Source organism: Thalassovita sp., assembly GCF_965218685.1.
In the GTDB taxonomy this organism is placed as follows: domain Bacteria; phylum Pseudomonadota; class Alphaproteobacteria; order Rhodobacterales; family Rhodobacteraceae; genus Thalassobius.
In genome coordinates this window covers 2,272,741-2,285,914 of sequence record NZ_OZ244657.1, presented here as the reverse complement: position 1 = coordinate 2,285,914, position 13,174 = coordinate 2,272,741, and the positions used below count along the sequence as shown (strand labels likewise).

Below are 13,174 nucleotides of genomic sequence, written 5' to 3'. Positions count from 1 at the left end.
AACTCTTGAAAACATCGTATTTTCAAGTGGTTAATAATTTTCCGAAAAAGTCACCCCCTTTGTGGTCGTATAAACAAAGGTCGCATTCGCAGGGCAGCGGGCGCCCCCCTATGGTTCCTCCACATCCGGCTGCGCTTGGAAAAATTGGCCGGGTGGAACTGACTTAACGGGAGGAAAACATGAATCTCATCAACGCTTTGGCGATCTCGATCGGCGTGCTGGCCGCGGTCGCAACCTGGCTGTGCCTTGGCACGCCTTATGGCCTGTCTGTCTGGGCGCTGTTCATCGGCTGGGGCAGCTTTTATCACACCGGAGGCGGCACCGATGGCGTCGTCAAATCGGCCATCAACCATGCTTGGGGCGTCGTTGTCGCGGCGCTTGCACTGTTCATGGTCGGCACCATCGGCGGCGGCGTCGAGATGGCTTCGGTCATCGTGGGTGTATCGGTCGTCGTACTGGTGCTTGGGGCACATCTGCCCGCGCTGGCTACGATCCCGGCGGCTGTTTACGGCTATGCCTCGACCGCGGCTTTCTGCCTGCTGACCGGCGTCGCCCTGACCGAGCCCGCCGCCCTGGGTTCGGCTGCAGGAATGGTGCTTGTCTCGCTGGTGCTGGGCAACATCTTCGGCTTTGTCTCTGAAAAACTGGCCGGGGTTTTGACCGGCTCCGCAGAGGCCGAGGCCTGATCAGAAACATGCAAGTCAGGAAACAGGGGCTGCTTGGGCCCCTGTTTCACCGCGCGCATCTGGCCGCCGGGCCCTGCGCGTAATAGGCTCCCTGAAGACCAATCAGGAGCCCACCATGACCCAACTGACCGCCCAGCAGATCATCGATCAGCTGCGACTGCAGCCCCACCCCGAAGGCGGGCATTATCGCCAGACATGGGTCGCCGAGGGTGACGGGCGCGCTGCGGGGACATCGATCTATTTCCTGCTGCAACAGCACGAGCACAGCCATTGGCACCGTGTCGACGCAGCTGAGATCTGGCATTACTACGCAGGTGCGCCGTTGATCTTGTCCCTGTCTGAAACCGACACCGGGCCTGCGCAGGACCTGGCCCTTGGACCGCAGCTAGAATCAGGTCAGCAACCGCAGCTGATCGTACCTGCCCATCACTGGCAATCGGCCCGCAGCACCGGGGCATTTACGCTTGTCGGTTGTACGGTTTCGCCCGGATTTCAGTTTGATGGCTTTACTTTAGCCGATCCAGGCTTTGACATCCCAAGGTTACGCCACGTTAAGGAAAATTTGCTTGAGTGACGTGCACGTAAATAGCCTAGGATCAGCGCGCCTGCTAGCGAAAGGCACCTGGCAAGGCGCTTTGCGTCCTGCCCGTTCCCGATCGGTGGTTGAGTGGTTTGCGTTTGGTGTTTTTTGCCGATCGGGAACATCCTTCCCTAGGCGCTTTTCAGGCAGCCCAATGCACCACGGCGCGATCCAGAAACGCTGCGATCGGGGCATCTAGCGGATCCTGCCCCTGGGCCCTTTCCAACACCGCGCGCTTTTCCTCTCCGGTGACGACCACATGCAGCGACACCGCGTCCGCAAGCACGCGCGCGCTGAGGGTAATGCGCGGCTCGGGTTGGGCGCGGGTGCGCATTGGCACCAGGATGGGCGCGTCGGGCGCCAGGGCTTGCGCCAGCTTATCGGCCCCCGGAAAAATCGAGGCCGTGTGCATATCGGCCCCCATCCCCAGCAGCGCAACCGAGATCGGCAGGTAAGGCCGGATTACCTGCTCCAGCTGGCCCAATACCAGCTCGGGCCGATCAGCAGGGGCATAAAGCGGCAGCAGATGCGCATTGGCCGCCGGACCAACCAGCAGCCGTTCGCGCAGCAGCCGGGTGTTCGACCGGTCATGATCCAACGGCACCCAGCGTTCGTCGCTAAGCATCACATCGACCCGCGACCAGTCCAGATCGGCCGCGCATAAGGCATCGAATACCGGCCCCGGAGTTGTCCCGCCGGGCACCACCAGCGTGGCGCGATCCTGATGCATCAACGCGACTGTCAGCTCTCCGGCCAGGGCTTGGGCCAGATCGATCGCCATCAGGTCGCGGTCGGGGTACTCGATCAGATTCATATGCGTAAATCCCGCCATTTACGCCCATCCCGGTGCATCAGGGCCAAGGCCTCTTCGGGGCCCGAGCTGCCACTGTCATAAGGGATCGGCTTGGTCGCCCCCTTTTCCCAGGCTGCAATCAAGGGATCGGTCCATGCCCAGGCGGCCTCGACCTCGTCGCCGCGCATGAACAGGGTCTGGTTGCCACGCACAACGTCCATGATCAGGCGCTCGTAGGCATCGGGGATGTCCTCGCCTTCCGGGCCCAACGCCTCGGAGAAGGTCATGTCCAGCGGTACGTCCACCAGACGCATGCCGCCCGGCCCCGGTTCTTTGATGGTCACGTCCAGATCGATGCCCTCGTTCGGCTGAAGGCGGATGGTCAGGATGTTGCGGTGCCGATCATTGTCGTCGTCAAAAATGTTGTGCGGGGTCTCTTTGAAAACCACCGCGATCTCGCTGGTGCGAGACTTCAGGCGTTTGCCCGTCCGCAAATAGAAGGGCGTGCCTGACCAGCGCCAGTTCACCACGTCCAGCTTCAGTGCAATAAAGCTTTCTGTCAGCGAGCGCGGGTTTTCCACATGCTCCAGATAGCCCGGTTTTTCGTCATCCGCCAAATACTGACCGCGCACGATATCCTTGGGGTCCACCTCGCCCAAAGCTCTGATAACTTTCAGCTTTTCGTCACGAACCGCGTCGGGGTCGAAATGGCTGGGCGGTTCCATCGCGATCAGGCACAAAAGCTGCATCAGGTGGTTCTGCACCATGTCCCGCATCGCACCCGAGCGATCATAATAGTCCCCGCGCCCGCCAACGCCCACCGTTTCGGCCACGGTGATCTGGATGTGATCGACGTATTGGCTGTTCCAAAGCGGCTCGAACAGCATGTTGCCAAACCGGATCGCCATCAGGTTCTGCACGGTCTCTTTGCCCAGATAGTGATCGATCCGGTAAATTTGGCTTTCGTCAAAGTGATCGGCCAGGGATTTGTTTAGCGCCCGGGCGGTTTCCAGGTCGCGACCAAAGGGTTTTTCGACCACGATCCGCGTGTCGCTGTCGGCCATCCCATATTGATGCAAACGCAGCGCCAAATCGCCGAACAGGCTTGGCCCGACCGAGAAATAGAAGGCGCGCACGCGGCCCGGATGCATTTTTTCGGACAGTTCAGACCAGCCCAGCTCGCCCCGGGCGTCCAAGGTCACGTAGGACAGGATTTTCTGGAATTCTTTGATTTTTCCAGGCTCGCAGCCGCCCTTGCCCTCGTTAAACTCGATCAGAGCCTCGGCGATGAAGGCGCGATAGGCCACGTCGTCCATTTCTGTGCGGGCTGCGCCAATGATGCGCGTGCCGCGCTCCATCTGACCGGCGCAGAATCGACGGAACAAGGCAGGCAAGATTTTACGCCGCGCCAGATCGCCGGTGCCGCCAAAGACCACAAGGTCGAACGGATCTACTGGAATGATGCGTGATACCATCGTTTTCCCTGTCTAAATCCCTGTCTTATTTCCCTTTTCTGCGCATAAACGCGATTATCTGAGCGCATCAAGTAACCGACCGCTAGCGCAAACAAACCACCCGCACAAACGATCTGTGAAAAAATTCAGAGTGCGCCTTCATCCTAGCACTCAGTGTGACATTCACAATGGCGTCAGCGCGCAAAGGGGTGCTTTTCTATTCGATCAGAGCGCTTTAGCCTACCCCGCGTACAGCCAGACGAGGGTTCCATGAAGGACACGCACAGCCAGACGCAAATCGCCAACGCCGGAAAGTTCCGTGATCCCCTTGTCACGGCCGACGGGCAGCAACGTGCGACCGTCGCGCTGACCCACCCTGAAACGCTGTGGTTCAATACCGGCACGCTGTGCAACATCACCTGCGCCAATTGTTATATCGACAGCTCTCCGACCAATGACGCACTGGTCTATATGACTGCGGACGAGGTGCAGGGTTATTTGGTTCAGCTACGCGACCGGAACTGGCCCGTGCGCGAGATCGGGTTTACCGGGGGCGAGCCCTTCATGAACCCCGAGATGATCGAGATGGCCCGTCGATCACTGGAGGCTGGTTACGAAGTGCTGATCCTGACCAATGCGATGCTGCCGATGATGCGGCCCGCGGTACAGACCGGGCTTGTGGCGCTGAACGCCGAATTCCCCGGCAAGCTGACGCTGCGGGTTTCATTGGATCACTGGGACGAGACCCGCCATGATGCCGAGCGCGGACCGGGAAGTTTCTCCAAGACCCTGAAAGGTATGAACTTTCTACGCGATAAAGGCATCCCCATGGCCGTTGCTGGCCGCGCCTTGTGGCACGAAAACGACGCCTCTGCGCGCGAGGGGTATGCCCGCCTGTTTCAGGCAAACGGGTATAAGATTGACGCGTCAAACCCCGGCCAGACGGTCCTGTTTCCCGAAATGGACATGAGCGCCGAAGTACCCGAAATCACCACTGCCTGTTGGGGCATTCTGGATAAATCGCCCGATGCGGTGATGTGCTCGTCATCGCGGATGGTGGTCAAACGCAAGGGGGCGGACCGCCCTGCCGTGCTGGCCTGCACCCTGCTGGCCTATGAACCCCAGTTTGAACTGGGCGAGACCCTTGAGGAAGCCGAGCGGGACGTGCCGCTGAACCATCCCCATTGTGCCAAGTTCTGCGTATTGGGGGGGGCCAGCTGCTCGGCCTAATCGCCCTGCGGCATAGATATCTCTCCGCCGCCCACCAGCGCCTTGACCCCGGTAGTGGTTGGGCACGAGGTCGGCAGCCCGCGCGCAACACGGGCGGCCAGATACGCGAACGCCTGCGCCTCTAACATATCGCCGTCCAGACCCACGTCCTCGACCGGCTGAACCGGGCAATCAAGACCAACTGACAGCATCTGCATCATCACCGGGTTATGCCGCCCACCGCCCGTCACCAACACGCGTGCTGGGGGGGTGGGGCAATGCTCCATCGCCAGCATCACGGCGGTTGCGGCCATGCCGGTCATGGTGGCGGCAGCGTCTGCATCATCCAGTTCGCGCACCAAATCCAGCATGTCCGAGAACGCATCGCGATCCAGTGACTTAGGTGGCATACGCCGGAAATAGGCGTCATCCAGAAACAGCTCGAGCGCGCCATCTACCACCTGACCCTGGGCGGCCAAAGCACCGTCCTTGTCGAAGGGCTGACTGCGGCGCTGGCTCATCAGGTCGTTCAGCGGCGCGTTGGCAGGCCCCGTGTCAAAGGCCAGCAGCGCGCCGGGGGTTTCGGGGCCGGGCTTGGACGGATCGACCCAGGTCAGATTCCCCACCCCGCCCAGGTTGAGAAAACACAAAGGCTGCGTGGCGCCGATCCACTTGGCACAGGCAAAATGAAAGAACGGAGCCAGCGGCGCGCCCTGCCCGCCCATCTGCACATCGGACGAGCGGAAGTCCCACACGACAGGCACCCCCAATTCCTGCGCCAAACGAGCGCCATCCCCGGCCTGATGCGTCCCGCGCATTTCGGGATCATGCGCAAGGGTCTGGCCGTGAAATCCAGCCATCTGGACGCCCTCGAACCCCTGCATCAGCGAAATATGGGCATCCTCGACCAGCCGCGCGGCCTTGGCCACATCCGGCCCGCCCGGCCATTGCCCCAAGGCCTGACGCAGCGTGGATTGCTCGTCCTTGGTATAGGCGCGATAGGCGGTTTCGCCGAATTCCAGGATACGCTCGCCGTCGGTTAGCACCATGGCCGCATCCACCCCATCCAACGAGGTCCCCGACATCGTCCCCAATACCCAATGCTCTTTTGCGTCTTTCATGCCCCAACCTTGCCGAAAACCGGTTTCGCTTGCCCCTAATGCACACTATACAAAGCCGCGCAACGCTCAATAGGAACTGACACGATGACCTACCACCCCAAATCGGACTTCATGAACGTCATGATGCAACGCGGTTTTATCGCGGATTGCACCGATTATCAGGGCCTTGACGAGGCACTGAGCAAGGGCGTGGTTCCCGCCTATATCGGCTTTGACGCGACCGCTAAATCGCTGCACGTGGGTAGCCTGATCCAGATCATGATGCTGCGCTGGCTGCAAAAGACCGGCCACCAGCCGATCACCCTGATGGGCGGCGGCACCACCAAGGTGGGCGATCCGTCGTTCCGCGCCGATGAGCGCCCCCTGCTGACGCCCGACCAGATCGACGACAACATCGCTGGCATCAAACAGGTTTTCGCCAAGTATCTGGACTATGACCGTGCCGAAAACCCTGCGCTGATGCTGAACAACGCGGAATGGCTGGACGAGCTGAACTATCTGGATTTCCTGCGCGATATCGGGCGGCATTTCAGCGTCAACCGGATGCTGAGCTTTGAATCCGTGAAATCGCGCCTGGACCGTGAACAATCGCTGTCCTTCCTCGAATTCAACTACATGATCCTGCAGGCCTATGATTTTCTTGAGCTGAACCGCCGCTATGGCTGTCTGCTGCAGATGGGCGGCTCAGACCAGTGGGGCAATATCGTCAACGGCATCGACCTGACCCGCCGTGTTCTGGACAACGAAATCTACGGGCTGACCTCGCCGCTGCTGACCACCTCGGACGGTAAGAAAATGGGCAAATCCGCGGACGGAGCTGTCTGGCTGAACGCCGAAATGCGCAGCCCATACGAATTCTGGCAGTTCTGGCGCAACACCACCGACGCCGACGTGGGCCGCTTCCTGAAGCTCTATACCGAGATCGACGTCGAGGAATGTGACCGCTTGGGCGCGCTTGAGGGCTCGGAAATCAACGAGGCCAAAGCGATCCTGGCCAATGCCGTCACCACCCTGTGCCACGGGGCCGAGGCTGCGGCCGCCGCCGAACAGACCGCCCGCGAGGTGTTCGAAAAGGGCGGCGTGGGTGACGATCTGCCCACCGTCGAAATCAGCCGCGCCGAGCTGGGCGACGGTCTGTCGATCGTGCAAGCCATCGTGCGCTCGGGCCTGACAAAATCGGGCAAAGAGGCCAAGCGCCTGATCGCAGACGGTGGCGCCAAGATCGACGACCAGCCTTTGACCAACGCTGGGCTGATGCTGGACGAGAGCGCGCTGGCCTCGCCGGTCAAGCTTTCGGCAGGCAAGAAACGCCACGCATTGATCAAGCTGATCGACTAACGTCAAAGGCAGCCGCATCGGCTGCCTTTTTCACTCGCTCCAATACCTAAAGCTGTGCCTTACAGCGGCAGTGCCGTGGTGGATTTAATTTCCTCCATCGACAGCAACGCGGTGACGTTGTGCACCTTCACTTCGGAAATCAGCGACTGGTAAAACACGTCATAGGCCCGCGCGTTTTTCACCCGCACCTTAAGGATATAGTCGATGTCCCCTGCCAACCGGTGCGCCTCTTGTACTTCGGGGCGATCGCGCAATGCTTTCAAGAACTTGGCCTGCCAATCAGCCTCGTGTTCCGAGGTGCGGATCAATACAAAGAAACAGGCGTCGAACCCCAGCTTTTCAGCATCCAGAACGACTGTCTGGGGCCCCATGATCCCGCCCTCACGCATTTTGCGGATGCGATTCCAAACGGGCGTCTTCGAGGAGCCGACTTTGCGCGCGATTTCGTCCAGAGACTGCCCGGCGTCGCGCTGAAGCTCCATAAGGATTTTTCTATCCGTATCGTCTATTCGAACCGACATTCCCTCTCTCCATCAAATTCAGAACAAATCGCCCTTGTTGCGCCGCAGCATGTAACGTCGTTCTTATTTCTTCCCGCATATAGCGCATATAGGGGAATATTTTCTATATTACACCTCAAGTCAATCAGACAAACGAAACATCTTCCCAAGCTGAAGGATTTCCCCGATGCCGCGTCCCTTTACTCCCAAGGTGGTTACCGCCAACGCCCTGCTCGAGGGTGATGTTGTGTACTTTACCCAGGCCGACAGCTGGACGCGGTGTCTGTCCGAAGCTGAATTGATCGATGACGAGGCCCACGCCCAGCTTCGCCTGCTGGACGCCGAGCGCCAGCAAGATCAGATCGTCGGCGCCTATCTGGCCGACGTCAAGGCAGGCAGCAACGGCCCCGAGCCCACCCATTTCCGCGAGGATTTCCGCCGCACCGGTCCCTCGAACTATTTCCACGGCAAACAGGCGGAGGCCAACTGATGTACAGCTATTCTGATTTCGACCACGCCTTCCTGGCATCGCGCAACGCACAATTCCGCAAACAGGTGGAACGCCGCATCGCCGGCAACCTGACCGAGGAAGAATTCCGCCCCCTGCGCCTGATGAACGGCCTGTATCTGCAGCTGCACGCCTATATGCTGCGCGTCGCGATCCCCTATGGCACCCTGAACGGCGCGCAAATGCGCCAGCTGGCGTTCATCGCGGATAAGTTTGACAAGGGCTATGGCCACTTCACCACCCGTCAGAACATCCAGTACAACTGGCCGAAACTGCCCGAAGTGCCGGATATTCTGGACGCGCTGGCCGAGGTGAATATGCACGCGCTGCAAACCTCGGGGAACACGATCCGCAACGTGACCTCGGACCATTTCGCGGGCGCGGCAGCTGACGAGGTGGCAGATCCCCGCCCCGTGGCCGAGCTGATCCGCCAATGGTCCACCGACCACCCGGAATTCCAGTTCCTGCCGCGTAAATTCAAGATCGCCGTCATCGGGTCTGAAAATGACCGCGCGGTGCTGCGCTCGCATGACATCGGCGTGCAGATTGTCGAACAAGACGGCGTGACCGGTTATCGCATCTTCGTCGGTGGCGGCCTGGGCCGGACCCCTGTGATTGGCAAAGTTATCAATGACTTCCTGCCCAAGGCTGACCTGCTGCCTTATCTGGAATCCATCGTCCAAGTCTACAACCTGCTGGGGCGCCGCGACAACAAGTACAAAGCGCGGATCAAAATCACAGTCAATGAAAACGGTCTGGATGAATATCGCACGCTGGTGGACGAGCGTTTCGCGCTGATCCGCCCGCAATTCAGCGGCGTTGATCAGGACCAGCTGGCGCAGATTGAGACGCACTTCACCCCGCCCGCCTTCCGCAACGCGCCGGTGGATGCTTATCAGTCGGCCTATGACGCCGACCCGGTGTTCCGCTCCTGGGCCGACACCAACCTGACCGATCACAAGGCCGAGGGCTATGCCATCGTCACCGTTTCGATCAAGAAACATGGCGATACGCCGGGCGATGCCACCAGCGACCAGATGCGCGTTCTGGCCGATCTGGCCGAACAATACGGCCATGACGAGCTGCGCATCAGCCACGAGCAAAACGTGATCCTGCCGCATGTCCACAAATCGGACCTGCCCGCGATCCACGCTGCGCTGAAAGAGGTCGAACTGGCTACTGCCAATGTGGGCCTGATCAGCGACATCATCGCCTGCCCCGGCATGGACTATTGCGCGCTGGCAACGGCCCGCTCGATCCCCGTGGCGCAAAAGATCGCGACCCGTTTCGAAGAACTGAAGCTGGAACACGAGGTTGGGCCGCTGAAGATCAAGATCTCGGGCTGCATCAACGCCTGCGGTCATCACCATGTGGGCCATATCGGCATTCTGGGTCTGGACCGCGCTGGCGTGGAAAACTACCAGATCACGCTGGGCGGCGATGGCTCGCAGGACGCGGCAATCGGTCAGCGCGCGGGCCCCGGCTTTGCCTATGACGAGATCGTGGACGCGATCGAGCGGATCATCCGCACCTATCTGGACGTGCGCGAGGGGGCCGAGGAAACCTTCCTTGAAACCTATCGCCGGGTGGGGGCCGACCCGTTCAAGGCCGCGCTCTATCCGGAGGCTGCGAAGAAAAATGCCGCTTGAGCAACCCCTTACAGCGATCCCCGAGCGGGTCGAGCATCTGAACAGGCGCTATCAGCACCATGCCGCAAGCGCGGTGCTGAAGCGCGCCATGTCTGACCCTCAGGTCGGTCGCATCGCGATGGTTTCGTCCTTTGGCGCGGAATCCGTCGTACTGCTGCACATGGTGGCCGTGGTGGATCGCACCACGCCGGTGCTGTTCATCGACACGCAGATGCTGTTCCCCGAAACGCTGGAGTATCAGCAAGAGGTCGCGGACAAGCTGGGCCTGACGGATGTGCGCGTGATCCGCGCCGATGCCGCCGAGGTCGAGGCCGAGGATCCCTATGGCGCGCTGAACCTGCGCGACACGGATGCCTGCTGTGACCTGCGAAAAACCCGACCCTTGGAAAAGGCCTTGTCGGGGTTTGACGCCTGGATCACTGGCCGCAAACGGTTTCAGGCGGGCAGCCGGGCCACGCTGGATTTCTTCGAAAGCGAAGAGGACCGCCGGATCAAGGTCAACCCGCTGGCCCATTGGGACAAGCAGGACGTTCAGGATTACCTGATCAACAACCGCTTGCCCCGTCACCCGCTGGTGGCCAAGGGATACCCCTCGATCGGGTGCCGTCCCTGCACCTCGCCGGTGAAACCGGGTGAAGACGAACGTGCAGGCCGTTGGCGCGGCAGCGAAAAAGTGGAATGCGGCATCCATATCGTGGATGGCAAAATGGTAAGAACAGGAGCAGCGCAATGAGCGTGATCGTGACGGATACGGGCTTTGGCCGCGATAACTGGACCGCTGGCTTCACCGCCCTAGGCGAAGCTGCCAATGACGTGCTTTCGGTGGATCTGGCGTCAGACGCGGACCCGGCTGATCTGGCCGATCGTCTGGGCACCTTGGAAATGATCCGGGTGGATTTCCCCAGCTTTGCCGATGGGCGCGGCTTTACCATTGCGCGCCGTTTGCGCCTGATGGGCTATACGGGGCGCCTGCGGGCCAAGGGCCACGTGATTTCCGACCAATACGCAATGGCACGCCGCTCGGGCTTTGACGAGGTTGAGATCAGCGATGATCTGGCCGCCCGCCAGCCCGCCGACGAGTGGGTTTTCCGGGCCGATTGGCAGTCGAACGACTATCAATCCCGGGTCCGCGCTGGCTGAGACCAATCGACCTCTTCCATCTGATTTGGATCAAAGATAACTGGAGGATGCTGGTTTAGACCACCAGCCAACGAGACTTATGACCGAGATTAAACCAGTGACCGAAGCGAAAGCTGTCAAAGTACCCACCCTGCCCGACGCCCAGACCGTGACTCAGGTCAAACACTGGACCGACCGGCTGTTTTCTTTCCGTTGCACGCGTCCGGCCTCGCTGCGATTCCGCTCGGGTGAATTTGTGATGATCGGCCTGATGGGCGATCCGGACCCCAAGACCGGCAAACAGAAACCACTGCTGCGCGCCTATTCCATCGCCTCGCCCAGCTGGGACGAAGAACTGGAGTTCTACTCGATCAAGGTGCAGGACGGCCCGCTGACGAGCAAGTTGCAGCACATCAAGGTCGGGGATGAAATCATCCTGCGCCCCAAGCCCGTCGGCACACTGGTGCATGACGCCCTGCTGCCCGGCAAGCACATCTGGTTCTTTGCCACCGGCACCGGCTTTGCGCCCTTTGCTTCCCTGCTACGTGAACCGCAAACCTATGAGGACTACGACGAGGTCATCATCACCCATACCTGCCGCGAGGCCGGAGAGCTGACCTATGGCCGCGAGCTGATCGAATCGCTGAAAGAAGACGAACTGCTGAACGAAGTGATCGGCGAAGGCTTCTGGAAGAAGATCAAATACTACCCGACCACCACGCGTGAAGAGAGCCCCAAGATGGGCCGTATCACAGACCTGATGCGTTCGGGCGAGGCATTTGCCGATCTGGGGGTCGAACCGCTGAACCCTGAACACGACCGCGCGATGATCTGCGGGAACCTGGCCTTTAACCTGGAACTGAAAGAAATGTTCGAGGAATACGGGCTTGAGGAAGGCGCGAACTCGAAACCGGCCCATTACGTGGTCGAGAAGGCATTTCTGGACTGATCCGCCCGACACCGAAAAACAAAAAACGCCGCGCTTGAATGCGCGGCGTTTTCTTTTGTTCTGCCGATGGCATTACTCGGTGGCGTTCTTCAGCGCGTCCGAAACAGCATCCTTGGCCGCATCCATTGCACTGTCAGTGGCCTGTTCTGCAGCATCTTCGGCGGCCTCTTCGGCGACATCCCCAGCTGCATCAGTTACCGCATCAGTGACTTGGTCCGTCACCGACTGCACAGCGTCTTCAACTTCGGACGTTGCAGCATCAACGGCCTCTTCAACGGCCTCTTCAACAGCCTCACGGGCTTCTTCAACCGCTTCTTCCACAGCGTCAGATGCCTCTTCCAGGGCTTCTTCGACCACCTCTTCAACAGCGTCCGCAGGCTGGGTGGCGGGCGTCTCGGCAGGGGTTTCGGCGACTGGTGTCGGCGCAGGAGCATCTTCAGCACCCGGCTTGATCAGGAAGACATACCCAGCCAAGGCGATGGCAGCAACGATAATGATCCCGATTAAACTCTTCATGATAGGTAGTCCTTTTTATGTCGGGCGGCCCCCATGACCACACCCGGTACAACTGATTGAATGGGTTCCGGGCGAAAAAGTTGCAAGGGGAAAACCCCGATAAATGCGTCACAAGCAGGGAATTGCCGCTTGAAGAAACCCAGGCGGACGGATAGGTTACGACCTCGAAAATCGACAATTATCGAAGGAACAAAACCATAGCCCGCAGACCTCATAACGCGCCGCCCACCCGTGATACTGGCCCCCGGACGAACGAACGAATCCGAGCGACCGAAATCCGCCTGATCGGCGCAGAAGGCGAAAATGTCGGCGTTGTCACGCCGCAGCGTGCCCTGGCCATGGCCGAAGAGGTCGGCTTGGACCTGGTTGAAATCTCTCCGAACGCGACGCCGCCCGTGTGTAAGATCATGGACTACGGCAAGTACAAGTACGAGCAGCAGAAACGCGAATCCGAAGCCCGGAAAAAGCAGAAGATCATCGAAGTCAAAGAGGTCAAGTTCCGCCCGAACACGGACACTCATGACTACGACGTCAAAATGCGCAACGTGGTCAAGTTCCTGGAGAACGGCGACAAGGTGAAAATCACCCTGCGCTTCCGGGGCCGTGAAATGGCGCACCAAAACCTTGGCCGCGAGCTGCTGGAACGTGTGGCTGCCGACGTCAAGGAAATGAACCTGGGCAAAATCGAAAACATGCCCAAGATGGAAGGTCGCCAGATGATCATGATGATCGGACCGCTGCCCAAGTGATCC

Annotated in this window: 15 protein-coding genes; 10 read left to right on the top strand and 5 right to left on the bottom strand. The window is 59.9% G+C overall.

Translation table 11 applies throughout. The features are described 5' to 3' along the window. Positions 1 to 179: 179 nt before the first annotated feature. Together ACOQOQ_RS11325 and ACOQOQ_RS11320 are read left to right on the top strand one after the other, a co-directional pair. On the top strand, positions 180 to 686 hold the full coding sequence (locus ACOQOQ_RS11325) for a DUF1097 domain-containing protein (RefSeq protein ID WP_420567094.1): 507 nt from the start codon (positions 180 to 182) through the stop codon (positions 684 to 686). 115 nt (positions 687 to 801) lie between these two features. Then, the gene (locus ACOQOQ_RS11320; RefSeq protein WP_420567093.1) at positions 802 to 1,260 is read left to right on the top strand and encodes a cupin domain-containing protein; all 459 of its coding nucleotides are present in this window, start codon (positions 802 to 804) and stop codon (positions 1,258 to 1,260) included. Positions 1,261 to 1,408: 148 nt separating this feature from the next. Here the strand turns inward: ACOQOQ_RS11320 and pgl are convergent, their stop codons facing one another. Next, positions 1,409 to 2,080 (bottom strand): 6-phosphogluconolactonase, encoded by a 672-nt coding sequence (gene pgl, locus ACOQOQ_RS11315; protein ID WP_420567092.1) that lies wholly within the window; start codon positions 2,078 to 2,080, stop codon positions 1,409 to 1,411. After that, positions 2,077 to 3,534: a glucose-6-phosphate dehydrogenase gene (gene zwf, locus ACOQOQ_RS11310; RefSeq protein ID WP_420567091.1), complete on the bottom strand. Its 1,458-nt coding sequence runs from the start codon at positions 3,532 to 3,534 to the stop codon at positions 2,077 to 2,079. Before zwf ends, pgl begins: the two co-directional genes overlap by 4 nt. A gap of 249 nt (positions 3,535 to 3,783) precedes the next feature. Between zwf and ACOQOQ_RS11305 the strand changes: the two genes are divergently transcribed. Beyond that, on the top strand, positions 3,784 to 4,743 hold the full coding sequence (locus tag ACOQOQ_RS11305; RefSeq protein ID WP_420567090.1) for a radical SAM protein: 960 nt from the start codon (positions 3,784 to 3,786) through the stop codon (positions 4,741 to 4,743). Here ACOQOQ_RS11305 and ACOQOQ_RS11300 read toward each other — a convergent pair. Next, complete coding sequence (locus tag ACOQOQ_RS11300; RefSeq protein WP_420567089.1) at positions 4,740 to 5,843, bottom strand: anhydro-N-acetylmuramic acid kinase; 1,104 nt, start codon at positions 5,841 to 5,843, stop codon at positions 4,740 to 4,742. The genes ACOQOQ_RS11305 and ACOQOQ_RS11300 overlap by 4 nt on opposite strands. Before the next feature lie 84 nt (positions 5,844 to 5,927). Here ACOQOQ_RS11300 and tyrS point away from each other — a divergent pair, with 84 nt between their 5' ends. Next, on the top strand, positions 5,928 to 7,181 hold the full coding sequence (tyrS, locus tag ACOQOQ_RS11295; protein ID WP_420567088.1) for a tyrosine--tRNA ligase: 1,254 nt from the start codon (positions 5,928 to 5,930) through the stop codon (positions 7,179 to 7,181). A gap of 59 nt (positions 7,182 to 7,240) precedes the next feature. Here the strand turns inward: tyrS and ACOQOQ_RS11290 are convergent, their stop codons facing one another. Continuing rightward, the gene (locus ACOQOQ_RS11290) at positions 7,241 to 7,702 is read right to left on the bottom strand and encodes an Lrp/AsnC family transcriptional regulator (protein WP_420567087.1); all 462 of its coding nucleotides are present in this window, start codon (positions 7,700 to 7,702) and stop codon (positions 7,241 to 7,243) included. Between the two features lie 166 nt (positions 7,703 to 7,868). On the opposite strand from ACOQOQ_RS11290, the gene ACOQOQ_RS11285 reads away from it, so the two are divergent. From ACOQOQ_RS11285 to ACOQOQ_RS11265, 5 genes are all read left to right on the top strand, one after another. Next, positions 7,869 to 8,171 carry a DUF2849 domain-containing protein gene (locus ACOQOQ_RS11285; protein ID WP_420567086.1) on the top strand — a complete coding sequence of 101 codons (303 nt, stop codon included), beginning with the start codon at positions 7,869 to 7,871 and terminating at the stop codon, positions 8,169 to 8,171. Beyond that, a complete protein-coding gene (locus tag ACOQOQ_RS11280; protein WP_420567085.1) occupies positions 8,171 to 9,838 on the top strand; it encodes a nitrite/sulfite reductase in 1,668 nt (555 codons plus the stop codon). The genes ACOQOQ_RS11285 and ACOQOQ_RS11280 overlap by 1 nt, the downstream gene beginning before the upstream one ends. Beyond that, complete coding sequence (locus tag ACOQOQ_RS11275) at positions 9,828 to 10,571, top strand: phosphoadenylyl-sulfate reductase (protein ID WP_420567084.1); 744 nt, start codon at positions 9,828 to 9,830, stop codon at positions 10,569 to 10,571. The genes ACOQOQ_RS11280 and ACOQOQ_RS11275 overlap by 11 nt, the downstream gene beginning before the upstream one ends. Further along, positions 10,568 to 10,978 carry a DUF934 domain-containing protein gene (locus tag ACOQOQ_RS11270; RefSeq protein WP_420567083.1) on the top strand — a complete coding sequence of 137 codons (411 nt, stop codon included), beginning with the start codon at positions 10,568 to 10,570 and terminating at the stop codon, positions 10,976 to 10,978. Before ACOQOQ_RS11275 ends, ACOQOQ_RS11270 begins: the two co-directional genes overlap by 4 nt. Before the next feature lie 79 nt (positions 10,979 to 11,057). Next, positions 11,058 to 11,906, top strand: a complete 849-nt coding sequence (locus ACOQOQ_RS11265; RefSeq protein ID WP_420567082.1) for a ferredoxin--NADP reductase — start codon at positions 11,058 to 11,060, stop codon at positions 11,904 to 11,906. 72 nt (positions 11,907 to 11,978) lie between these two features. On the opposite strand, the gene ACOQOQ_RS11260 is transcribed toward ACOQOQ_RS11265, so the two are convergent. Beyond that, positions 11,979 to 12,422: a hypothetical protein gene (locus ACOQOQ_RS11260; RefSeq protein ID WP_420567081.1), complete on the bottom strand. Its 444-nt coding sequence runs from the start codon at positions 12,420 to 12,422 to the stop codon at positions 11,979 to 11,981. Positions 12,423 to 12,619: 197 nt separating this feature from the next. On the opposite strand from ACOQOQ_RS11260, the gene infC reads away from it, so the two are divergent. Continuing rightward, the gene (gene infC / locus ACOQOQ_RS11255; RefSeq protein WP_420569765.1) at positions 12,620 to 13,171 is read left to right on the top strand and encodes a translation initiation factor IF-3; all 552 of its coding nucleotides are present in this window, start codon (positions 12,620 to 12,622) and stop codon (positions 13,169 to 13,171) included. The last annotated feature ends 3 nt before the right edge of the window (positions 13,172 to 13,174 follow it).